At 48.4% G+C, this 23,746-nt stretch carries 18 protein-coding genes; 5 read left to right on the top strand and 13 right to left on the bottom strand.

Going from position 1 to position 23,746, the window contains the following annotated elements; genetic code table 11:
• Window positions 1-104 precede the first annotated feature (104 nt).
• Window positions 105-1,400 carry an epoxide hydrolase family protein gene (locus tag BM200_RS03285; protein ID WP_245772878.1) on the top strand — a complete coding sequence of 432 codons (1,296 nt, stop codon included), beginning with the start codon at window positions 105-107 and terminating at the stop codon, window positions 1,398-1,400.
• A gap of 166 nt (window positions 1,401-1,566) precedes the next feature.
• On the opposite strand, the gene BM200_RS03280 is transcribed toward BM200_RS03285, so the two are convergent.
• From BM200_RS03280 to BM200_RS03265, 4 genes are all read right to left on the bottom strand, one after another.
• Window positions 1,567-5,439 (bottom strand): discoidin domain-containing protein, encoded by a 3,873-nt coding sequence (locus BM200_RS03280; RefSeq protein ID WP_091181292.1) that lies wholly within the window; start codon window positions 5,437-5,439, stop codon window positions 1,567-1,569.
• A gap of 218 nt (window positions 5,440-5,657) precedes the next feature.
• The gene (locus BM200_RS03275; protein WP_091181289.1) at window positions 5,658-6,065 is read right to left on the bottom strand and encodes a VOC family protein; all 408 of its coding nucleotides are present in this window, start codon (window positions 6,063-6,065) and stop codon (window positions 5,658-5,660) included.
• Window positions 6,066-6,104: 39 nt separating this feature from the next.
• Complete coding sequence (locus BM200_RS03270; protein WP_091181288.1) at window positions 6,105-6,581, bottom strand: GNAT family N-acetyltransferase; 477 nt, start codon at window positions 6,579-6,581, stop codon at window positions 6,105-6,107.
• A gap of 197 nt (window positions 6,582-6,778) precedes the next feature.
• Window positions 6,779-8,809, bottom strand: a complete 2,031-nt coding sequence (locus BM200_RS03265; RefSeq protein WP_245772877.1) for a GxGYxYP domain-containing protein — start codon at window positions 8,807-8,809, stop codon at window positions 6,779-6,781.
• Between the two features lie 418 nt (window positions 8,810-9,227).
• On the opposite strand from BM200_RS03265, the gene BM200_RS03260 reads away from it, so the two are divergent.
• The gene (locus tag BM200_RS03260) at window positions 9,228-10,733 is read left to right on the top strand and encodes a cobyric acid synthase (RefSeq protein ID WP_245772931.1); all 1,506 of its coding nucleotides are present in this window, start codon (window positions 9,228-9,230) and stop codon (window positions 10,731-10,733) included.
• Window positions 10,734-10,941: 208 nt separating this feature from the next.
• Here BM200_RS03260 and BM200_RS03255 read toward each other — a convergent pair whose 3' ends face one another.
• Both BM200_RS03255 and BM200_RS03250 read right to left on the bottom strand, forming a co-directional pair.
• Window positions 10,942-11,163: an alpha/beta-type small acid-soluble spore protein gene (locus tag BM200_RS03255; RefSeq protein WP_091181282.1), complete on the bottom strand. Its 222-nt coding sequence runs from the start codon at window positions 11,161-11,163 to the stop codon at window positions 10,942-10,944.
• A 134-nt stretch (window positions 11,164-11,297) separates the two neighbouring features.
• Window positions 11,298-13,241, bottom strand: coding sequence for a glycoside hydrolase family 127 protein (locus tag BM200_RS03250; protein WP_425434514.1), 1,944 nt, complete (start codon window positions 13,239-13,241; stop codon window positions 11,298-11,300).
• A 149-nt stretch (window positions 13,242-13,390) separates the two neighbouring features.
• Between BM200_RS03250 and BM200_RS03245 the strand changes: the two genes are divergently transcribed.
• Window positions 13,391-14,227, top strand: a complete 837-nt coding sequence (locus tag BM200_RS03245) for a helix-turn-helix transcriptional regulator (protein WP_245772876.1) — start codon at window positions 13,391-13,393, stop codon at window positions 14,225-14,227.
• A 71-nt stretch (window positions 14,228-14,298) separates the two neighbouring features.
• Here BM200_RS03245 and BM200_RS03240 read toward each other — a convergent pair whose 3' ends face one another.
• Entirely contained in the window at window positions 14,299-15,258 is a 960-nt protein-coding gene (locus BM200_RS03240; protein WP_091181277.1) for an AraC family transcriptional regulator, read from the bottom strand.
• A gap of 183 nt (window positions 15,259-15,441) precedes the next feature.
• Between BM200_RS03240 and BM200_RS03235 the strand changes: the two genes are divergently transcribed.
• Window positions 15,442-16,851 (top strand): MFS transporter, encoded by a 1,410-nt coding sequence (locus BM200_RS03235; RefSeq protein WP_091181274.1) that lies wholly within the window; start codon window positions 15,442-15,444, stop codon window positions 16,849-16,851.
• A gap of 57 nt (window positions 16,852-16,908) precedes the next feature.
• Here the strand turns inward: BM200_RS03235 and BM200_RS03230 are convergent, their stop codons facing one another.
• The 3 genes from BM200_RS03230 to BM200_RS03215 form a co-directional block, all read right to left on the bottom strand.
• Window positions 16,909-17,610, bottom strand: coding sequence for a YjjG family noncanonical pyrimidine nucleotidase (locus BM200_RS03230; protein ID WP_091181272.1), 702 nt, complete (start codon window positions 17,608-17,610; stop codon window positions 16,909-16,911).
• A gap of 4 nt (window positions 17,611-17,614) precedes the next feature.
• Window positions 17,615-18,076: a carboxymuconolactone decarboxylase family protein gene (locus tag BM200_RS03225; RefSeq protein WP_091181271.1), complete on the bottom strand. Its 462-nt coding sequence runs from the start codon at window positions 18,074-18,076 to the stop codon at window positions 17,615-17,617.
• A gap of 514 nt (window positions 18,077-18,590) precedes the next feature.
• Window positions 18,591-19,490 (bottom strand): ArsR/SmtB family transcription factor, encoded by a 900-nt coding sequence (locus BM200_RS03215; protein ID WP_091181266.1) that lies wholly within the window; start codon window positions 19,488-19,490, stop codon window positions 18,591-18,593.
• A 177-nt stretch (window positions 19,491-19,667) separates the two neighbouring features.
• Here BM200_RS03215 and BM200_RS03210 point away from each other — a divergent pair, with 177 nt between their 5' ends.
• The gene (locus BM200_RS03210; RefSeq protein ID WP_091181264.1) at window positions 19,668-21,149 is read left to right on the top strand and encodes a glycoside hydrolase family 43 protein; all 1,482 of its coding nucleotides are present in this window, start codon (window positions 19,668-19,670) and stop codon (window positions 21,147-21,149) included.
• A 41-nt stretch (window positions 21,150-21,190) separates the two neighbouring features.
• On the opposite strand, the gene BM200_RS03205 is transcribed toward BM200_RS03210, so the two are convergent.
• The 3 genes from BM200_RS03205 to BM200_RS03195 are packed head-to-tail and all read right to left on the bottom strand — an operon-like array spanning window position 21,191 to window position 23,741.
• Complete coding sequence (locus tag BM200_RS03205) at window positions 21,191-21,388, bottom strand: CLC_0170 family protein (protein ID WP_091181262.1); 198 nt, start codon at window positions 21,386-21,388, stop codon at window positions 21,191-21,193.
• Window positions 21,389-21,412: 24 nt separating this feature from the next.
• Window positions 21,413-22,654, bottom strand: a complete 1,242-nt coding sequence (locus tag BM200_RS03200) for a Ger(x)C family spore germination protein (RefSeq protein ID WP_091181259.1) — start codon at window positions 22,652-22,654, stop codon at window positions 21,413-21,415.
• Window positions 22,623-23,741, bottom strand: a complete 1,119-nt coding sequence (locus BM200_RS03195; RefSeq protein WP_091181258.1) for a GerAB/ArcD/ProY family transporter — start codon at window positions 23,739-23,741, stop codon at window positions 22,623-22,625. The genes BM200_RS03200 and BM200_RS03195 overlap by 32 nt, the downstream gene beginning before the upstream one ends.
• Window positions 23,742-23,746 lie beyond the last annotated feature (5 nt).

Raw genomic sequence — 23,746 nt, 5'->3', positions numbered from 1 at the left:
CATCCATGCAAGATGGTTTGTCACAGGAAGAATAATATTTCCGATTTGGATGGAACTTAATGGTGAATATTCCTGAAATACTTGATGAAAGGAAATGACTACTTATGAGCAGCAGAATGAGAAAGAATATGGCAATGATTATGATCCTGACATTAGCTCTAACAGCCTGCGGCATTAAGTCCACAACAGTAAACGGGAATCCCAAAGCTTCCTCTCCACCACAACAAACAGACGCCATTCGTCCGTTTCAGGTCCATATACCGGAAACGGAGCTTACCGAGTTACGCAGACGTATCAACGAGACCAAATGGCCCGACCGGGAGACCGTCCCGGATCAATCGCAAGGCACGCAGCTGGAGACGATGAAGGAGCTGGCACGTTATTGGGCCAATGATTACGACTGGCGTAAATTCGAACAGAAGCTTAACAGCTATCCGCAGTACATGACCAACATCGACGGTCTGGACATTCATTTTATTCACGTTCGTTCCAAGCATAAGGGAGCTTTGCCGATTATCCTGACTCACGGATGGCCGGGTTCCTTTATCGAGATGATGAAAATCATTGATCCGCTTACGAATCCCACAGCCTACGGCGGCCAGGCATCGGATGCTTTCGATGTGGTCATTCCGTCCTTACCCGGTTACGGATTTTCAGAAAAACCGACCACAACCGGCTGGGGCCTTGATCGTATCGCAAGTGCCTGGATAGAGCTGATGAAGCGTCTAGGTTACACGAAGTATGTAGCGCAAGGAGGAGATTGGGGAGCGATCATAACGGATTTGATGGCCGTTCAAAAGCCTGAAGGATTGATAGCTATTCACTCCAACATGCCGGGGACGGTTCCGGCCAACATCGATAAGGCACTTCAGTCCGGCGGTCCAATGCCCTCCGGACTCTCCGCTGACGAGAAACGTGCTTATGAACAACTGGATTACTTTTTCAAGCATCTTGGTTACGGCGATATGATGGGAAGACGTCCGCAGACGCTGACCGGATTGGCTGATTCGCCTGTCGGTCTGGCAGCTTTTATGCTTGATCACGACGCCAAAAGTCTGGAGATGATCTCCAAAGCCTTTGCCGGCAAACGGGAAGGACTATCGCGGGACGATGTCCTTGATAACATCACGATGTATTGGCTGACGAACACGGCGATTTCTTCAGCCCGTCTCTACTGGGAGAATAAATATCCTTTCTTTGGTGTCAAAGGCGTCACCATACCGGTGGCGGTAAGCGTCTTCCCCGACGAGCTTTATGAAGCACCAAAGAGCTGGGCCAAACAAGCCTATCCAGGGCTGTTCTATTACAATGTGCTCGATAAAGGCGGACACTTCGCGGCATGGGAACAACCGTTGTTATTTACGAATGAACTCCGTGCGGCCTTCAGGTCGCTGCGCTGATTGCCGGCTGGAGCGTTATCCGTCTGTTTGCAAACGAAGAAGAGCAGTCCCATCGTCATTCTAGATGACAATGGGACTGCTCTTTTCATTTGCTTTGCGATATAGCCGTCATTTGCGGAGAAGTTGTCAACACTACCTTACGGAATGATTCGATATTTTCAGCCCATTAATTAAAAGTTAAAAGAAATCCGCTTTGCACGAAATTCACATTCGGGTATGCGATATTTCTCGTGACCAGATTATTAAACGTAGCGGAACCATTCCCCGTATAGGTGTAGATGGCAGCGCCCAGATGAGCGGTAGAGAATCTGGATGTCGTCACTCCGTCTTTGCCGGTTCCATCGATGGTCACGTCGTTAAAGACGATATTCTCAAACCCTCCTCCATATCCGAACTGGATGGCATCACGCTGCGCATTCATGATGTCTATGTTGGTAAAGGTAACATTTTTGATAGAATCATTGGAAGCTTCCAAATCAATGGCTCCGCGTTCCCCGTTGTACAGATCTTGACTCGTACCGCTATTAATAATAGTTGTGTCAGAAACCGTTATGCCGGTATTGTTCTGGAAGTGGTATCCCGGGAAGACAGTGTTGAGACGAACGCCGGACCCGCCAACGGTGTCGATAATAACGTTGTGATCAGCCTTGTGTCCGCTGCCGCCAAAGAAAGCTATGCCTGCCGCACGCCAGTTATTCTCGATCGTGTTGTAGGAGAACGTATTGTTCACTCCTGCAGGCGCACCATTCGTGTTACTCGTCCAGACCGCCAGAGCATCATCTCCGTTATTACGGACACTGCTGTTGCGGACTATGGAATTGCTGGTGCCTTGAGCGAAGTTGACACCGTCAGCCAGGTTATTCCGAATCCTGCTGTTCTCGATTGTCAGTCCATTGGCATAGATTGCCGGTGTATGAGCGTAATCCCCTACCCAGAAGCCGCATTCAAAATGCTCTACCCAAACATCATGGATCTTGGAGTTCGTTCCGAAGTTATCCATGAAGCCTTTGTATATCGCATTTTGTCCGTAACGGGAACGGAGCTTCGAATTGAGGTACACATTGCTGAAGTCCAGCTTGCCCGTAATACGGAGCGAGATGCCTCCGCCTGCCGCATTTGGATTCGTAAACTGGATATTCGTATACCAGTACCCGGCTCCTGTAATCGTTAGATTGTTAATCATGTTGCTGACCGATCCAATCTCCCACATGTTGCCCAGATGGAACGTTCCTTCGGGAATATACAAGGTCTTGCCGGCTGCTACGGCTGCAGTGACAGCGGATTTAAAGGCTGTCAGATCATCTTGGCCATCATTGGCAATTGCGCCGTAATCGGTAACTGACACGGCATTAGCCGGCTTGGCAATAGCTGTTGGAATTGGTTCAACCTCGATAAAGTCTACCCCATATTCAAGGCTGTCCCCGTTACCTTTCTGAATACGAATGGTATCTCCTGGCTGAAGCGGCGTATCCAGCTTCCAATGCACTTCATCAAAGCGGAACAGTGGACGTCCGCCGCCTGGAGCATCTGCCGGCATATCCCCGGAGAAATATTGCCAATTATAGTAGGAGGATAAGGCGACGGTTTTTACTTTCACATTATTCACATAGACGTCAAGCGAGCCATTAAGGCCCATGCCGTCTGACGAGTCCGGCATTGTAAATCTCATCGTTACTCCTGCACCGCCCTCACCCTGCCGCACGGTCCACTGCAGATAGGAACCGTTTGAAGGAAGAGCGATATATTTTTGCCCGGATGCTTCGGAAGCCGTAAGAGCTTGATCAAAGGTTGGTGCGGATTGCAAGGTTGCGCCCCCGCCGCGGGTTGCGTCATCTGTATCATACTTAGTGTACGGTACACTTGCACCACGTACGGAATAAACAACCAGGTTAGCTGTGCTTACATTATTCGCTTGCTTGGCCGTGACTTCATTAGCGTCTGCTGCAATGGACGTGGTAACCGTGTAGTTGCCGTTAACCGCTGTCCAGGATCCTGGAATGCTCACATTTGCAGTGGCTCCGGAAACTAAGGCCCCATTATATGAACCGCTGAATGTTTGAACCGTTGAGCCGCCCGAGTTCTTCAGAACTACGGTAATCGCATGCGATCCGCCGGCAGAGGCAACGGTTCCCTGGTTTTTCAAATTCACCGTAAATGCGATTGCGTTGCCGGCGACAGGATTGTTTGGCGACCATGACGTCGTTCCAATAAGATCTGCGCTTGCAACCTGCGCGACAACCAACGATGTTGCGTTCGTGTAGCTATTATTGGAATCGTTCAGTTCAATAACGGCATTGCTCTCGTCTACTTTAGCATTGACCGAATAGGCTGCCGCCGTCTTTGTCCCGACATTCAGGGACACGGCAGTTGAAGCTCCGGCCGCCAATGCACTTACAGAAGCAGATCCCGCAAGCTCATTATTCAAATAGAAATTCACCGAAGAAGCTGAAGAGCTTGCATTGCCATTGTTCTTAACCGTTGCGTTAAGAGTGATATTGCTGGATTCATCCGGGGATACAGGCGACCATGAAAGGCTGGTAATGGTCAAATCCGGATTAGCTGCGGCCGTGCCAAATACCTGGAACTCGGCAATTTGACCTGCGGGAGCGCCGGAATTGGATGTGATGTTTAATTGAAGGCGTTTAACCGTTGCGGTAACCGGGATTGTCACGGTATTGCCGGTTGCCGGGTTAAAGGAATAGGATTGCGATGAAACCAGATTGCTGAAGTTCGTTGTGGCCTGATTGTGGCCAAGCACTTGAATCGTTTGCGTGCGGGTGCCCCACTCCGTTGCCGGATTCAGCTTCAGCACGATGGAAGAGACATCGTGGTTTTTGCCAAGATCAAGGGTTAACGTACTTGGATTGCTGCCGCCTTCCCAATACGTACTCGTATTGTTATCGTTAGCATTCGAAGGCGTATAAGTTTGGGTGCTGGAGGACGCCGTTATGCTCTTGCCAATCGCGATGTTATCGGTTGCCGGTGGTGTTGGTGTTGGTGTCGGTGTTGGTGTTGGTGTTGGTGTCGGTGTTGGTGTCGGTGTTGGTGTCGGTGTCGGTGTTGGTGTTGGTGTTGGTGTTGGTGTCGGTGTCGGTGTTGGTGTCGGTGTTGGTGTTGGTGTTGGTGTACTGGACGCTGTTACCTTGATCTCATCCAGGTTGACGTTAGCGGAATCGCCCGCATCATATTTGTAAGCAATCGTATTGTTACCGGCATTAAGGGATAAAGTCTCCGCTTTCGTTCCCCAAGTATCCCAATTCGCCAGATTAGGAAGCGATGACTGACGGATCTTTGTTCCATTGACATAAATGCTGATAGTCCTTGCAGAGCCGTTCGCATTCGCATACTTCAATGTAACCTCATAACTTCCAGCAGCGGATACGTTAGCGGTAAATGCGGTAGCTGCTCCTTGCGCCCAGTACCCATCTACGAAGCCAGTACCGGAGAAGCCGGTATGGTCGGCATTCACCTTCGCTCCGCCAGATAGAGCTGCCGATTCCGCTTGGTATGTACCGGGAGTTACCGGGGCGCTGGCGCCATAAATTTCGAACTCGGATAACTGCGCTGCCGGCCAGCCTGAATTGGCTGTCACATTCAAGCGCACGTAACGGGTGCTTGTTGCCGTAAAATTAATCGTAACCGTATTATTCGAAACAGCAGGATCAAACACATAGCCCGTTGAACCCACAATGTTTGTAAATGCGGACCCGTCTGTACTTCCTTGGACTGCCAGGGTTTGTGTCCGAGTCCCCCAGCCTGCCGGCAGCTTCAGTACAATCTGATCCATGCTTGTATTTGCACCCAGATCAACTTGTATCCATTGCGGAAAGGCATTATTGGCACTTTCCCAATAAGTTGCTTGATTACTATCTTTGACATTGCTCGGTGCATACGTTTGAGATTGTCCGCTCGCGGTAATCGTCTTGCCGAGAGCTAAATTTTGTCCACCGGCTGCGGAGACAGGCTCTCCAACAGAAATAAGCAGGCTGGTGACCAGCATCGTTGCAATTAGCAACCATGCAACATACTTGTTGCGCATTATATTCCTCCTCAATGATAAATGCTGACGGATATCAATACTGGAAGCGATTACAAGCTTACTCTTTTACCAGCCCTCCTTTCATTACCGTACCTCTAATTATAGGAACATAATGGTAACGGCAATAAGATGCAATCCTACGGATAATGTAGGTGATTCCAAGATGATAAATAGACAACAAAAAAACCGCGATGGACGCGGTCTGATCAATCATTCATTCAATTCTGCGCTTGCGGCTCTGTACTGATCTGCCACTTGATGCCAAACTTGTCTTCCAGACGGCCAAATAAGGTTCCCCAGAATTGCTTTTCAAGGGGCATAATGACCTTTCCGCCTTCAGACAGATTAGCGAATGCTTGCTGCGCTTCCTCAACTGTTTTGAATTCGAGGCTTAAGTCCAATGCGCTGCTGCGGCCTGGAGGCTCATGCATCGTATCGGCGATAAAGAAGTTTACGCCCGCCGCCGTAAAGGACATGTGAATAATCTTGTCTTTCATCGCTTCATCTGTACCCGGAGCTTGTCCATAAGTCATCTGATCGCGAATTTCTCCGCCAAGCGCCTGCACATAAAACCCGGCTTGTCCTTTGGCATCCTCCGAGTAAAAATAAGGGGTCAGCTTTGCCATTACCATCCACTTCCTATTCTACGTAAGCTGCAAGTCTTATTAATTATAAGTCATCCAAACCGTATTTCCCACAACCTCGAACTGCTGCTTAAACCAGAAGTTGCGCGATTTATCCAGCGTGTATACGTACATCTTTTTATTCGGGTATTTCGCTTTCAGCCAATTGATGAAATAGGCCGCATACCCTTTTCCTTCATGCTCCTTCAGTACGTCGAGTACTTCAATAAACACAAAGTTCGTCTCGTACTTGATCTCGATATAGAAGTCCTTCTCCAGATACCTTTCATCCGGATGAAAATAATCCTTCTCGGCCTTCTGTATTAACTGGTTGCCCTGCGCGTATTCCCGAATAACGGCGTATCCAACCATTTCGTCATCCTTCTCGATGATATAAATCTCTTCCGGAATTTCTGATTGGTCCTTCTTGCTGAGTTCTCCTGCATGATAACCGGAGCTTAACTCACCTAATAGGTTTTGCATGTATTTATCGAATGGTTTTGTAATAATTGAAGGCATTTGTATCTCCCTTTGGCTGATTCATCATTTTTATTCTTTCTCTGCTCCCTTGCACATTACAGTACGAAGGGATTGTAGTCAAACTTATTTACCTGAGTGAAGCCCAAGTAAAAGAGGGACGCATGATTACCATGCGCCCCTCTCGCTTCAACTAACCTAAACTGTTAATGAATCGTAATGTTGTTTTCAACCGCGTATTACTGTACTGCAGCAGACGGATCAATCGGGAGGTTGTATTGTTCCCGCATTAATTGGAAGTACGTATCCGGTCTGACAAACACGATATTGCTGTTGCTGCTGAAGTTATTCGCCGCATTGACGATCATCTGATAGGAGACATCCCATGGATTAGACTGAATGCTCACAAAACGCGGCGCTGTACCATTCCAGCCGGCAATTGCATTATTGATCTCGGAGATGATCGTTGCTTCGGAGTAACAATAGGTCGCACTCAACCCTTGAGTCGGCAGCGAGTTGCCGTAGATGGTGATTGGACTGCCGGCGTTTTGTCCCGTTAAGCCTAATAACGACGGAGCATATTGCGCAAAGCTGTTTCCTACGTTTGGATTAATGCCGCCGGTAATTGTATTCCATATGGTAGCCACCTTTAAGCCGGCACGGTTCATGTAATCATTAGATAAGGCAACGAAGTTATCCAGATAGGTCTGATTCGCCCAAAAGTTTGGATACGTATAGCCAACACCGGAAGGTCCGGCTATTAGAGCGTCGTTAGGAGTAGCGGTATTATACAAATAATTCAGCACGCCTGGCATCGCGTCAAGCATCGCCGGCGATACCGTCCAGCCCAGCGGCACTGCTCCGCGGTTAGGCGAATCCCAAATTTTCTTGAAGCGATGCTCCATGTACTGCAGATTGTCGCCGTCACTCAAGATGAGCGAGACATAGATTTTATTCTGAAGCGGCGGTTTGCTCGGCACCGGCTTCACATTAACCGTTCTGGAAGTGCCGCTGAATACGGTCAGATTGGAGGACCAGTCGCTTGCAATCGTAGAAATGCCATATTCGGAAGCCGCTTGAACACCTATTGCCTCATCCGGCCACCAGCCCATGTAAATCCCGCTGCCATACGGCATATCGGAGAAGAAACTTTGCAGCAGCGTTTTTTCTGCCGGAACAGACGGATCCAGCCAAACGACAGCCGTCCCGGTTGCCAACGCATACTCGCGCAAGGCCCCCTTAATTCCCGGATTTAAGCCGATAAGGAGTTTATGCGGCAGCGAGGACCAATAATGGTCGTGCAAATATTGATACACCTGCAGCTTTGTGCTGAAATCTCCGCGCAAATCATCCAATATCGGCAAATTGTACGGAGTAGAAGTCAGCTTGCTCACCAGGCTTGGAGGTGCCACTATTCCGCCGGATTGCGATGCGATTGTTGTAGCCAGGTTCACCGTATCAGGAACGGCAGCATCATAGACGACAATTCCGTTAATTTCGCTGGCATATTTGGTGATCAGCGACCAATTGTCCGCCACGTCCGCATGACCAATGCCCAAATCATTCAGCCATTTGTCCTTCCCGTCTTCATTTTTGACGTTATCATCATAGGTGTAGATTCTTGGCTGCGTTTTATTGACGAGTCCTTTAAGAGTCGTAAATACAACGGTTTCGTCCGATTTGCCCTGCAGACTAGTACCAACAGCATCTACTTTCGTATAAGCCCGACCGTACCAATAGACCCTGAATTCGATCGCGTGTCCGACTGTCGGGTTATTGAAGTTTAACGTAAATCTCTCGTAGGAGCCGACCTTCGTCCATTCCTTCCGGGTAATATCGCGTGTGGCCAGTATTTGCCCGTTCGTATTGTCTCTTACATCAACCGTTACAATAACATCATTATTAGCCGTGTTATTATCGATAATCATATCAAAAAAGGCTTGGTTCGCACCTGCCGGAATATCGGTAGCATACGGCCCGTATACCATGTGCTTATTAGGAGCATCAATCGACGTTTGTGCAAGCCAGCCGTTGCCGTCCAAATGACCGGTACCATGTCCGACCTGCGTCCCCTCCGCTTCATATTTATACTCCGTAACCAGATTCATAACGTCGAGCGTGGATGCAGGCGCTGAAAAAGACGGAAGGATTTGTCCTGATGGCCAGGACAATCCGGATGCCTCCGCTTTCGGAAGCCCTACGAATGGAGCGGAGGCAGCCACAATAACCGTTGCAAGGATGGCTGCACCTAATTTCTTATTCCATTTCATCTTAATCCTCCTCAAAAGAATGACCTCATAATGTTGCCTGGATCAGGCTATTTGTGGTGATTCATACATCGAAAGCATTAGGTTTCAATCAATACGAATTCGACTATTAATGAAATCCTTTCACCTGTTGCTCAAGAACGTCTCATCATTCAGTTACTCGTATCACCTGCCTTCACCCTAAACTGAAGTGTGCCGACATCAAGCTGCCCAATAAGCGCTGAGACTCTATGAAATCCCCAAAATGATGTAAGCGCTTTATTTGTAAAATATTATATCACTCATATTATATATATTAAATATGTCTAATTGCCTGTTTCTTTCACTTCTACAAAACATGGTTTATATTGAAATACAAGACTATTCAAGGGTTAAGCAAGCAACTCGAGGAGGCAGAAGCTTGAAACAGGCAGCAACCATTATGATACAAGGAACAGCTTCAGATGTAGGAAAAAGTGTGCTCAGTACGGCTTTATGCCGTATTTTCGTACAGGACGGATGGAAAACGGCACCCTACAAATCGCAAAATATGGCGCTTAACTCCTATGTAACCCTTGACGGCAAGGAGATTGGCCGGGCACAAGGCGTCCAGGCAGAAGCTTGCGGTATTGCGGCTACGACCGATATGAATCCGATTCTGATTAAGCCGACCGGAGACATGAAGGCACAAATCGTCGTGCACGGCAAGCCGTTGGAAGAAATGAGCGCATGGCGCTACCGGGAGGAGTATATTCCTCTTGCCGGTGGCATCGTGACAGACGCGCTTAACCGTCTTCGAGGAGAGTATGATATCGTTGTGCTGGAAGGTGCCGGAAGTCCGGCCGAGATTAATCTCAAAGACCGGGATATTGTTAACATGCGGATGGCAAAATGGGCCGACGCACCCGTTCTGCTTGTCGCGGATATTGACCGCGGCGGCGTCTTTGCTTCGATCGTCGGAACGCTGGAGCTGCTGGAAGAAGACGAGCGAAACCGGGTGAAAGGATTTATTATTAATAAATTTCGCGGCGACGTCAGTCTTCTGCAGCCCGGTCTGGATTGGCTGGAGGAGCGTACCGGTATTCCGGTTCTTGGCGTCATCCCTCATATGCCAAGGCTCGATATTGAAGCGGAAGACTCCGTTGTTCTGGAGAAGCGGAAGGATCAGGCAGGAAACGAAGATAAAGAGATAGACATAGCGGTTATTCGGCTTCCGCGTATTTCTAATTTCACCGACTTTGATCCACTTGAGGCAGAACCGGACGTCTCGCTTCGTTACGTAGAGAGTGTTGATCAACTCGGACAACCGGACATTATTATGATTCCAGGCTCGAAAAACACGCTTGAAGACTTGCTCTTCCTGGAACAGTCACGCATAGCGGAGGCTATCGCCAAACTGGTGGCGGAGGGCAGCTATCTTGCCGGGATTTGTGGAGGCTACCAAATGCTTGGTCGGAATCTGTACGATCCGCAGCAGGTCGAATCCGCTCATGTAGAAGCGAACGGTCTTGATTATCTCCCGCTCGCCACGACGTTTTTTACAGAAAAGCGAACGGAACGGGTTAGCGGAAGCGTGGCAAGCACTCATCCCGATTGGCCAGCCATGCAAGGACTTCCGATTGAAGGCTATGAGATCCATATGGGCCAAACAATACCGCTCGCGCAGGCTCATTCCCTACTCTCCATTAACGGACAAGCTGAAGGGACAATCTCGGAGGATGGCCGCATATTCGGGACGTATGTGCACGGTATTTTTCATAACGACGCTTTCCGGAGACAGTACCTGAATATGGTTCGCATTCATAACCATCTCGCTCCAATCGAAGAGATATTGCCATTTCGCAGCAGGCAGATTGAGGCTTTTGACCGATTGGCCGAGCATGTCCGCGCTCATCTGGATATGGAGCAGATTTATAGCATCCTGGGCATATCGAAGGTACAACTGTAAGTAAACCCTTTAAAGGATTCTCCCTGCGTGATCTGTTCAAACGCAACGCTTGCTAACTGATAATAAATGCCGGATTGTTTAGGCCGAAACGTCGACGTTGATGAATTGATGGACCAGACGGACATGGCGTATGGACGACCGCAATTGTTGAAAAAGACAAGAACAAGGCTGCCTATCACAGATAGGCAGCCTTGTTTCTAAGTATACGTTATTTACGGAAAGCTGTGGATCCACCGCCGAGACTTTGTTCAGCGATTTCAACTAAACGGCGAGTAATCGATCCGCCAATTTTGCCAGCGTTGTAAGTAGTTAAATCACCGTTATAACCATCACGCGATAACTGAATACCCAGTTGTGAAGCAACTTCGAATTTCATTTGATCCAAAGCCTGCGATGCCTGTGGTACCACTAAAGAATTGCTCTTAGCCATGAAAAGCCCTCCTAATGTGATGTAATTTATGGTGCTGAGATTAATTTCTCCAATCAAACCCACATTATGCAAACGGCAAGGAACTTTTATTTCTTGTTAGAGCAACATGACACTAAAGGCCGTCCGTTATGAACTTAATAGCGGAGCCAGACGCTCATTTCGCCGGGCTCGCGGTTGCCCCACAGGTAATAAGGAATAGCCTTGAACCGAACGGCTTTTCTCTTCTTGCTAAGCGGCCGGTAAGGAAGTCCTTCTTCCCAGCCGGACTGATCTGCAACGACCCCGTTTCCTTCCACAACGACACAGCCTCCAAGAAGTCCGGAAGCTTCGCTTTCACTCAGTACCGGTTCATCAGCAAGCGACAGGGTGGCAAGCGGCTTCCCATTATCCGCTTCTTCCACGCAGTATACGAGCGGACCGCGTTGAATGGCGGCTTTACCAGCATCCGCGCGGATCAGCGGGTTCGCAGCGATCAGCTTTGTCTCGATAGGCAGCAGCCACTCCAGCTTATCCCCGTCATTCCATGCGCGGTTTATTATGGCGTATCCTTGTTCAACATGGTACTGCAGAGTTTCACCATTCACCGTTAATGTCGGGCGTTCACTACCGAACCAATTCGGAATGCGAAGCGCGAGATTAAATGCAATTCCGTCATTCGTGCTTCCCGGAATCATTACAGAGAATTCAACACGGCCGTTCCACGGCAGCTCTGACTTCTGGCTTAACGACACCTTTCGGCCTCCTGTCTCAAACGACAGTTCACTTCCGATATACAAGTGGACGTGAACGGCTTGGCCGTCTTCTGACACGCCATAAATGTACTCGTCCAGCGAGCTGATCAAACGAGCGACATTGGGCGGGCAGCAAGAGCAGCCGAACCATTTCTGCCTGACCGGCTTGACATGGAACTTATCCGGGCTCTTGGCACTGGCTTCCGGCCAGACTTCCAGCGGATTCACGTAGAAGAAATGCTTGCCGTCCTTTGCCATGCTTCCAAGCACGTTATTGTACAAAGCCCGTTCCATCACGTCAGCGTATTCGCTCTTTGCCTCCAATTGCAGCATTCGCCGTGCCCAGAATATCATACCTATCGAAGCACAGGTCTCCGCATATACGGTGTCGTTCGGAAGGTCGTGATCGAATGTAAAGGCTTCACCGAGATGAGTCGCCCCGATTCCTCCGGTGATGTACATTTGTTTGCCGGTCGTATTGGCCCACAGCCGCTCGCAGGCTTCACTAAGTTTGCTGTCGCCGGTTAGACGGGCAATATCCGCCATCGCCGTGTACAGGTATACTGCCCGGACAGAGTGCCCGACGGCGACTGACTGCTCGCGAACCGGCAGATGGCTCTGATAAACCTCGAGATTGGGTTCCCCTTGAGCCCAGATCGTTGTCCGTCCACGTCGTTCCCACTCCTCAAGGAAGTAGCTTGGCTTGCTGCCGCGTTCGTCAATGAAATATAAACTCAAGTTCAGATACCGTTCTTCACCCGTAGCCTGATACAGCTTAACCAGAGCCAATTCAATCTCCGGATGGCCGCAATAAGCCCGCATCTGTCCCGGGTTCGTGCCGAACAGGCTGGCAATCAAATCGGCGAACCGGCAGGCGATGTCAAGCAAATTGCGCTTGCCCGTCGCGTCATAATAAGCAACAGCTGCTTCAAACAAGTGACCCGCACAGTACAGCTCATGGGCTTCATACAGGTTGGTCCATTCTTTTCCCGGCTCCTGAATCGTGAAATAGGTGTTTAGATACCCGTTCTCGTGCTGTGCTTGTCCGATTAGCCCGATAGCGCCGTCTGCCATTTTCTCCAACTCAGGGTCGGGATAACGCTTGAGCGAATAAGCAACCGCCTCAAGCCACTTGTAGAGATCGCTGTCCTGAAAAATCCAGCCGCCGAACTCTCCCACCTCTAAGCCCGCGGCAATCCGGAAATTCCGGATAGAGTAGCTTGGCTCCGCGTCTTGAATCCGATCGTTCAGAGCCTCCCATTGATAGGGAATAACCGTTTGACGAACGAGCTCCGAATAATGACTCCAAAAATGATCTTGAATAGCGGTTTGTATATTTGTCATCATAATCCTCCTTAAAAACTACTGCAGTATGGACTCAAAACGATAAAAATTGACTCCGCATGCTACCCAGTATATGCTTTATCCATCTAATGAAATAGGAACGGATTGAACTTTTTCTTATACAAAATGACACAGCAAGGCGCGTGATTTCCTTGAATGAAAACAACCTCGTAATCATGCAGACTCCGCCGCTTCCCTATTATTGGGAGTCCGGGCGTTCGGAATTTCGAATCGGCGACCGGCATCCCAACCGAAGGAACTTCGGTCTGTTTGACTTGATCATTGTGGCTGAGGGAGGGCTGTTTATCGGAGAGAATGGGCAAGAATGGTCCCTTCGGAAAGGAGATACCATACTCCTGCTGCCCGATGGCGAACACTACTCGGTTAAGCCCTGCGAGCAGAACACGATTTTTTATTGGGTTCATTTCGAGCATACAGCCTGGAGAACACACGCGAAGGATGGGGCTTCCGCGACTTCCTTCGCGAACCCGCACGTCATTCGCATTCCGAAGCACATCACGCTGGCTGATCCTGAGAGTGCCTTTAAGCTGATGCGCGAGCTGCTTAACTTGACAGTCGGGGATTCTTTCTGGGAAGAGCAGCGTTTACTTGCTCGGCTTCTCGCCTTGCTTGAAGGCGAGAGCTTGAACAGAACCCATACTCCGGCCACGCGACTCGCGGAGAAAGCCGCCTTTTATCTGCAGCAGAACTTCCGTGAAGACATTACGAATGAAATTCTGGCCGAAGAACTCCATTTCCACCCTAATTACATTGTCCGCTGCATGAAGAAGAAATATGGGATGACGCCAAGTCATTACTTGCTCGAGTTCCGCTTGGAGCAGGCCAAGAAACTGCTCATTTCCTCGGAGTGGTCGATCGAACGGGTTGCCGAGGAAGTAGGTTTTCGCTACGCGCCGTATTTCTCCGCCTGCTTCAAGCGAAGAGAAGGCGTATCGCCGCTTCGTTATCGAAAGTCGGTACAGCAGTAATTCGGGTATGAGTAACAAAAGGACATTGCCATTTCGGCAATGTCCTTTTGTTATTCACACGCTCGCTTATGTTAACTATTCTCGAATCCCAAAGCGCCGGAAGCTTTGCGAATGGCTTTAATATCCTGCAGAGGAGATTGACCAAACAGCCTCCTGTACTCCCGGTTGAATTGCGACGGACTTTCGTAGCCTACCGTCAGCGCAGCCGTCGTAACGCCTACGGGACCGCTTAACATCATACGCCTTGCTTCTTGCAGGCGAAGCTGCTTTTGATACTGCAATGGCCCCATGGTTGTAATCGCTTTGAATTTATGATGAAGTCCGGAGGTGCTCAGGTTACAGGACTTTGCCAGCTCCTCAATGGTAAATGATCTCTTGTAGTTCTCCTGGATCCATTGAATCGCCTTGCCGATTCCATCTGCTCTTTGATCAAACAGTACCTTCTGCATAAACAAATGGCCGAAATCACCTGAGAGCAGGTTAAAAATCATTTCCTTCTTGAGGAGCTCGGATAGAAACCGAACTTCGTTTGGTTTGTCGATCAGCTTCATTAGGCGGTAAAAAATGTCCAGCAGATCAGCATCCGATTTACCAATGAAAGCTGCGGCCGTCAGCTTTTTATCCTTGGGCTCCGCGTTGATTTCTGCCTCCATCATGACCGAAGCAATCTCTTGCGTCGTAAAGTCGATGCGCAGTCCAATATAAGGGGAATCTTCCGTAGCTCCAACAATCTGGGCGGAAGCCGGAATATCAATCAGCGACGCCAGGAAATCGCCCGCTTCGTACAGGAAAACATCCTGACCAAGGTAAAGCTTCTTCTCCCCTTGGAGAATTAGACAAAAAGAAGGAGTTAATACACCTGGGCTCCTCAGTGTTTCGCTATTGCGCCTGACGATGGTTAGAAACGGCACTATGGTTGGTGTACGTCCCTCTGTCAGCGTAATCCGTTCTGTCATCACAATAAGCTGATCCAGTACTTTCTTATGAATAGAAACACTTTTTCCACCTGTCGTGCGGGTATGTTCCAGCATCTATTCAACTCCTCCCATCCTGTTTCTAGATTATATAAGCATTCGAGAAGCTTGCAAAGGGAAAGAACGATGATCTTGCAGTTTTGTGCAATTTTTAAGCAGGAACGGTCTACTTCCTGATGTTGATTCCATCCATAATAGCATTCAGAACCACAAACTCGAATTATGGAAAGGAACGTGCATATGCATCAGACCAAATGGATCATTCTAATGATTATTATCGCGTGCCAACTTATCGTTGTGCTTGACGCTTCTGTTATGGTAACGGCAATTCCTGAGATCGGCCGCTCGCTTCATATGTCTACAACCAGCTTGACCTGGGTTCAGAACAGCTATGTTCTGGCGTTTGGCGGATTCTTGCTGCTTGGTGCCCGGGCAGGGGATCTACTGGGGCGCAGAAGAATGCTTGCTATAGGCATTGGATTATTTTCGCTGACCTCTCTGCTGGCAGGCATAGCGCCAACCGCTGAATTTTTGCTGGTCTCCCGCGCCTTCCAGGGCTTTGCGGCTGCACTCGCAACACCTGCAGCGCTGGCACTGTTGTCAGCAACCTTTGTAGAGGCTAAGGAACGTTCCAGAGCGATCGCCATGTACAGCGCGGTTTCGGCTGCCGGCGGCAGTATCGGCCTCATTCTTGGCGGATTCTTCACCGATTTCGTTTCTTGGCGCCTCGGTATGTTTATTAATGTTCCCATCGGGATTGCTTTGCTGTATTTGGTACAGAAATTTATCCAGAAGACCGAGATCAGAACCGGACGTTTTGATCTATGGGGAGCACTCACATCAGTCATTGGCATGACGGCATTGGTATATGGCTTTGTTCAAGCTGCGGATTACGGCTGGAGGACGACTGAAACATGGATTCCGCTTGCAGCCGGGATTGTTATGTTAACGACGTTTGTGCTGATTGAAGCTCGGGCGGCCGAGCCAATCATCCCGCTTCGATTATTTGCAAGCCGCCAGCGGTCCGGAGCTTATCTTGGTCGATTTCTGATGGTGGGCGGGAACTTCTCACTCTTTTTCTTCATCCCCCAATATTTACAGAACGTCCTTGGCTTCAGTTCGTTTGAAGCAGGAATGGCCTTCCTGCCCTTTACTGTCGCCCAGTTCGGTATGATGTACCTGTTGCAGGGACTCGTACGCCGTTTTGGCAATATAAAGGTTCTGGTTGCCGGTTTACTAATCGCAATCATAGGTACACTATGGCTAAGTCGAATCGTCTCGGCGCAAGCTCATTTCTACCCCGAGATGTTTATTCTCCTCGCTATTATGGGCATTGGCGCCGGAATGGTATTCCAGCCGCTTACCGTCATGGGGCTTGCCGGCGTGGAGCCTCAAAATTCAGGTGCAGCCTCCGGCCTGATCAACGTCGCGCATCAAAGCGGTGCTTCATTAGGCTTGGCTGTTCTAATAACCGTATTTAATGGATCCAGCCATGCAGAGCAAGCATCTAATGTGCAATTTGCCAACGCGATCTCGCATTCTATACTTGGGTCCGTGGTATTTGTAATTGCAGCTCTGGCCGCGACCCTTCTCTGCTTGCTTCCGGCACGGCAGGTCAGCCCGAAACAAGCCTTACAGGTGAATAAGTAATGGTAAGCAAAAAAGCTGATGAGGATTCCTCATCAGCTTTTTCTTATGGCACGCGAATTATGACTTGCTGCCCCGGGAACATATATCGGGTAATTCCAATAAACTCTTGATCGTGAAAGTGCTTGGTATTTCCGCAGGATGTTCTAGGCCCTTTCTGTTAATCCAACAGGTATCAATCCCAGACAGAAGACCGCCTTTTATATCCGTATTTAACGAATCTCCGATTATAAGGGCTTCTTTTTTATTGAAGTCTTTAATATGACTCATCACATAGTCGAAAAATTGTGTTGAAGGCTTCTGAAATCCTATGCTTTGCGAATCAAAAATGTCTTCGAAAAAAGGATATAAGCCTGCCTGCTTCAATCGCTTGATCTGAGTTTGAGTGATACCGTTCGTAATAATAAACAGTCTGTGAGAGGCGGATAAGCTCTGGCAGATCTCCAAAGCGCCGTCCATATGCAGCTGAACTCCGCTGCCTAACAGCTCTCTGTACTTGTTTTCCCATTGTAAACCATCAACCACTTTGTCCAGTCTCGACAGTGTTTCCGAGAATCGCGAGTTCAGCACAACCTGTAATTCTATAACCCCATTCTCATAATCAGTCCATAGCTGCTTGTTAACGGAGCGGTAGATTTGAAGCAGTTCATCCGACAGCGTATAACCGTGATGCTCAAACAATTGGTTTAACGAATCCGTCTCATTGGCGCCAAAATCCAATAACGTATCATCTAAATCAAATAGGAGTATGTTATAGCTCATTTACTTATTTGCTTACAGCCGGCTGATATTCTCCTGGCACCATACCCGTTGAAATCGCCATGCGGTTCCAACTGTTGATCGCATTAATAGCCATAATCAAATTCACATATTGGCCCTCGTCGAAATGTTTGCGGACTTGCTCATATAATTCCTGCGGCACGCCGGCATCCGAAATTTTGGTAACCGCTTCGGTTAATGCTAGCGCAGCACGCTCTGCCTCCGTATAGAAAGGAGCTTCCCGCCATGCGTTAAGCAGGAACAGCCGTTGCGTAGTCTCACCCATCGCAAGCGCATCTTTTGTATGCATATCGAGACAGAACGCGCAGCCGTTAATTTGCGAGGCACGAATTTTAATCAGCTCCAGAAGCTTATGGTCAAGACCGCTCTTCTTCACATACCCTTCCAGCTTCAATAATGTCTGAAAAGATTCCGGTTGTACTTTCATATAATCCAATCTCAATTCCATAACAGATACACTCCTTCGATTTTTGATTATGCCAATCCGTCTCTGATTTCCCCAGAGAAAGTATCCCCAGAGTCAAATCGGTTAATGCTTTTCCCATGGACAACTTTAATCGACGACAGTAATTATCGTCGATTAAAGTTGTCTACAATATATCTCTTTCCTTCCCGGCTGTCAATCCCATTTCATAGGTCATCTTGCTGAGCCGTGATGAAGACTATCTGGCATGCTAAACGAAATCCCCGCCGTTTCCGGCGGGGATTTCACATAGGTTATAAATCGGAACTGCATCCGAACGCCGCATGAAAAACAGGAAAGGAACAGCAGTTTGGAAAAAGCCATCCTCTACTGCAAAACGTTTTATCCTACTAACGAACTCACTCTTATTAGTTGTGATTTGGCCCGACATTTGACCCTCCTCGATCCGTCATTCTTTATAGCTCAATTATATTTCATATTCGTAGGTTACTTAAGTGGTAGTGAGGATTAGGCAATCATTTGACACGAATAGGATGACCTAATACACTCGGATCACAATGTCCTGATCATGATTGCCGAATCCGGAACCATAGATCGTTAATCCCCCTACGTGAACGGCCTGCTCCTCAACCGCAAACCGAAGTGTCCAAAAGGGATCACTCAAATGAAGATCCGCGGTAGTCACTTCCGACATCTTCTCTCCATCCATATAGGTGCCCGAATCATCAATCCGAATCGTCTTTAACAAGCCGTATTGATTGACGTTTCGATGCCACCATTCAGGCGTATATTTGCCGCGCGCCGCTCTTCCGAAATCGGCCGGACTTGTCCAGGTTCCAAGTATATTTCCGTTAAACGTAAAGGTAATATCCGAAGGCCAATGATCCCTCAACCCTGGCGCTTCTGAAGCAATTTCCATCGAAATTTCTATGGCCTCGACGCTTTGATCAGGAACCAAATAGTTAGGCGTCTTGTACTCCACATACCCTCTCCCAAACCACAGAATGGAAGCATGAACCCGCTCGGGATCAAGGAAATAACGAGGATCATCCCAGACTCCAATCTCCTTCTCCCGCGTTCCAAGTCCGCAGGTCGGATGCACCTCAAAGGCCGTGTAATGCCCAACGGAGATCGTCTGCTCTCTTATCCTTGCACTGCTCCTTGCGGATGGCAGCTCGATCTCGACCTGATTGTGCTTGAGGAAACACATCTTATGCGTTCCTCCGTTTCTTCGTACCCTGCGGCTGCCGATTAATTCAGCTTGTTCCAATTTGCGTATGTGCATGGTGACGATGGAGGGGCTAAGCTCTAACTTTGCCGCTATTTCCTTCACGCTCATTTCATTATCCGCAAGGAAACCCATAATCCTCCACCTGACCTCGCTTGCCAGAGCTTCATATAATGCCATGTATTTCGGTTCCCCGTTTGCTTTGATCATGCGCATAATCTCCTGACCTCAAACTCATGAAATCATATTTATATTCATTCAACTGAAGTTTACTGGGCATTCAACCCTCTTTATATTGCATGATACTACACGTTGGTGTTTAATTTCCTTAGCTGAGACTCTTTTTTTGGATTCTTAGATATGTGAATTTACTTACGAGGTGAATAGATGAAATACAATAACCCGGTCATTAAAGGTTTCTATCCCGATCCAAGCGTTTGCAAAGTCGGCGATACCTATTATCTGGTATGCAGCTCGATGCAATATTTCCCCGGCGTTCCGCTTTTTGAAAGCAAGGATTTGATTAACTGGAATCAAATCGGCCATTGTTTAACGAGGGAGAGCCAGATCCAGCTCGATAAGGTGAACAGTTCCGGCGGCGTATTCGCTCCGACCATAAGGTACAACAACGGAAGATTTTATATGACCACAACCAACGATACAACCCGTCAAAATTTCTATGTCTGGACAGACGATATTTACGGTGAATGGTCAGAACCGGTTTATGTCGATCAGGGAGGCATCGATCCGGATTTGTATTTTGAGAACGGAAGAGCTTTCTTTATGAGCAACGGAACCGACGATAACGGTATTGGCGGCATCGTTCAGTGTGAAATTGATATAGAGTCGGGCAGCAGGCTGACGCCAAGCCGTTCGATTTGGCAAGGAACAGGGGGCCGTTTTCTAGAGGCGCCGCATATGTACAACATTAACGGTATGTATTATCTTCTTGCCGCAGAGGGCGGAACCGAATTTGGCCATATGGTTACTTATGCCCGAGGGGATTCCATTAGCGGTCCTTTCGAAGCTTATCCCATGAGCCCGGTTCTCACGAACCGCAATTTAGGCGGTTATGAAATCCAGGCCGTCGGTCACGGTGACCTTATTCAAGATAACAGCGGTAACTGGTGGCTGCTTCATCTTGGCTTCCGTCAAAGCGGCCAATGGCTTGCCTATCATCATCTTGGCCGGGAAGTTTTTCTTACGCCCGTTACCTTCGGGGAGGACGGCTGGTTTACAGCAGGGCATGACGGAACCACAATAACGTCCTTTGATAGCCTCTGCGACGTTGTTCAACAGGAGAAGAAATGCTTCACATTTGAAAATACAGAATGGGACGCAGACTGGTGCTATCTTCGTCATCCTCATTCTCACAATTATCTATTAGATGCTAATAAGGTAACCCTTAAAGGGACGGAAATCACGCTCGATCAAGCAGACTCCCCAACCTTCATTGGAATCCGCCAAAAGGACTTCAATGCGGTCATTTCATGCGAGCTTAGCCTAACGCAAGGAGAGGCCGGCATCACCCTCTATATGGACGAGCATCATCATTATGATTTAGCGTTGCGTAAAGATACGAACGGCTATAAAGTGCTCGAACGCCTTAATATCGGCGATGTTAAATCGATTGAAAATGAAATTGACCTTGGATTGAACAATCATGCTAAGTTGGTTATTCAAGCAGCTCCTGATCGTTATACCTTCCTCCTTCACGCAGACGGAAAGGATATTCAATTAGGCACGGCACAAACGAAGTACCTCTCCTCCGAGGTGGCCGGTGGATTTACAGGCGTTATCATCGGTTTATATGCGTATGGGCAAGACGCTTTGGCCGATTTCTCGGATTTTAAATGTGAATATCGATAAGGAGTGTCATAGAAAAAGCCCCTATTGGGGCTTAGGCATCCTCATAATACCCAGTTCATCATTAATGTGAGGATGCCGGCAATGACATTAAACCAACCAATCATTCGGGATACTTTCCATTCTTTTTTTTGCTTCGACTTTTGAAAGTTTTTCACATCGATATTTAGAATCAGCAACCCGCTTGCGATAAACAATGCAATGGCATAATAAAGATAGCCGATTGTGTAACCACCGAGCATCTCAATTCCCCTCCAAGCCAGAATTTATTTGCCCTTCATCCCGATGCGGCGCACCTTCATCGATACTTTGACATCGAAAGTACAGTCTTTGTACATGTTGCGCCATCCCTCTGCCGTCTTGATCCGTTTATTCCAATACTGCGGCTTTTTAGCTCTGACGATTTCGCCAAATCCGAAATAATCCGATCCTTTCTCCTGCGATTTTTTTATAATATTGGAATAAAAGATGACCGAAGCCTCTTCTTGTTTGTTTTCGATCATTTGCATGACGGCCGGATTATCAATCTGGACATTCTCGCTGACCTTTCCTTCCAAATTAAGCTCAATACCGATATCGATCGTGAAATGCGGTACATCATCCTTGATCTGGACACTAATCTTGGACCGGCGATGCGTTGCCGTCGTCATAACGGCTTCATCTGCTCCGTCCAATTGGACAAACACCCTGTAGCCTGCCGGGTTTATTCCTTTCACTGCCAAGTATCCTGCGATTTCCAGTGGTTTAGTAACCCCTACCATATGGTCATCAACAAAATAAGCCAGACCTTTTATTTCCACATTTTGTTCTTTCTTTATTTCAACGTAGGGCAAAAAGCCTTCCTGCCCTTTTTTAGAAACATTGCTCCAAAACATGCCGATAAAATCTTTAGGGAACTTACCCATACGAATGCCTTCATCCAGTGTCGACATTAAATAAAGCGTAGGCACTCGTTCCAGAGGCGGGGCAGCCATCATGAGCTTCCGCGCTTGTCCTTTTGATATCATAAGCCAGGCCATCCGGCGCACTTCAGAGTTGCGGCGGAAGTAATCGTTCACGTTTTCCAGCCCTCTTCTTGCCACTGCTTCAGACACAACAATGACGCGCAGATGTCCGAAAAAAAGCCTGCTGGATATCTGCTGCTGCAAATTCATGAAGGCATCATTGATGCTGTGTCCCACTACATCGATCACCCATACCGTTTGTCCAACGGAACCTTTGCCGCCACCCCCGCTTTCGCCTGGTCCGAGCGGTATTCTGCCGGGAAGAGCAATTTGCACGGCAACGCGCACCATGCCTTTCCTCGGTGCAGGCAGCGTCCCGTGTACATGGGATACTTCATCCTCCTCCTGCTCCGCTTCTTCCGTATCAACTGTATCGATAGATACCCCGAGCACGACGGCCCTCTCTTCGATTTCAAGCCGATCCCAGCAGCCAGCAAGAAAGGGCGTCGCAATAATAACCGCGCATAGCACGCTAATCGATTTGATCCACTTTCTTGTCCGCAACGCGATTACCTCTCTTCTTGCGAAGGATTGAAACGATAAGCAATAAACCAGGATATCCTGTCGTGATAATTAACCCGATACGGCCTACACTTTCAATAATTTCGTACATCTGAATGATGTTTTGAGGCAGCATGGCCATGACAAATACAAATGGCAAAATAAAATAAGAGAACAGCTTGTGCTCTCGCAGCCGAAATAGATGACTCATCGCATAAATGGTAAAGAAGTAACTGGAGAACAGCGTCGTAAACACGGCTGTCACCCATACGGCCAGAAAAGCAGCATCCAGGCGCTCCAATATGTTTGCGGGCAAAGTTGTTGCTTTGGCTAATTCTAACGTAGGCCAGAGAAGCTGCTTGATTTCTTCCGAGCCAAACACGCTTATGGTGGCTGCCACGATTACGATGTAAAGCCCGCCAGCTATAACCATGCCCCAGAAGCTTGCCTTCATCGCCTTTTCCGGGTGTTTCATGGCCGGAATGACCGCGGTTAGAATAAATGCTCCTTGAAAAAGAGCGGCAACCGTTAACGTGCCTTTCAGCATTCCGCCCTGTTCATTCCCCCAGATCGGCAGAAGGTTGATCGCCTCCGCATTTTTAAGCGACAGCGCGACGATAACCAGAACGGGTATTAACAGAAACGGAACGTAAAAGGTATGAATATGTGCAAACGTTGTTATGCCGTGACGGGTAGAAATAGCCGCCAGCAGCAGCATGACAATAACCGTCACTTCAACTGGAGTAGATTTCAAGACCGATGTAACGACCACTTCTCCGAATTCCCGCGCAGTAAGCGAGGTTAACACGGCAAAGAAGAGAATGATAAGCATGCTCCCAATCCACGCGAGCCATCGTCCAATAATCACTTCGCTGTAACGGATAATCGTTTGATCCGGAAACCGAATGCCGAGCCACGTGATCAGAGCTAGCCCAACAAACGCAAGCAGTACGGCAAGAAAAGTAACAAGCGGCCCCCCAGAATCCGCCGCACGTACGGCAAACAGCGGAAGAGCAAGCACGCCAACACCAATAATCGTGCTGACTAGAACGGCTGATGCTTGTATGACGGTAATCTGGCGGGGCTCCATCTAAC

Source organism: Paenibacillus catalpae (genome assembly GCF_900112695.1).
In the GTDB taxonomy this organism is placed as follows: Bacteria; Bacillota; Bacilli; order Paenibacillales; family Paenibacillaceae; genus Pristimantibacillus; species Pristimantibacillus catalpae.
The sequence above is the reverse complement of the archived record's forward strand: the minus strand, read 5'-3'. Positions and strand labels throughout refer to the sequence as shown.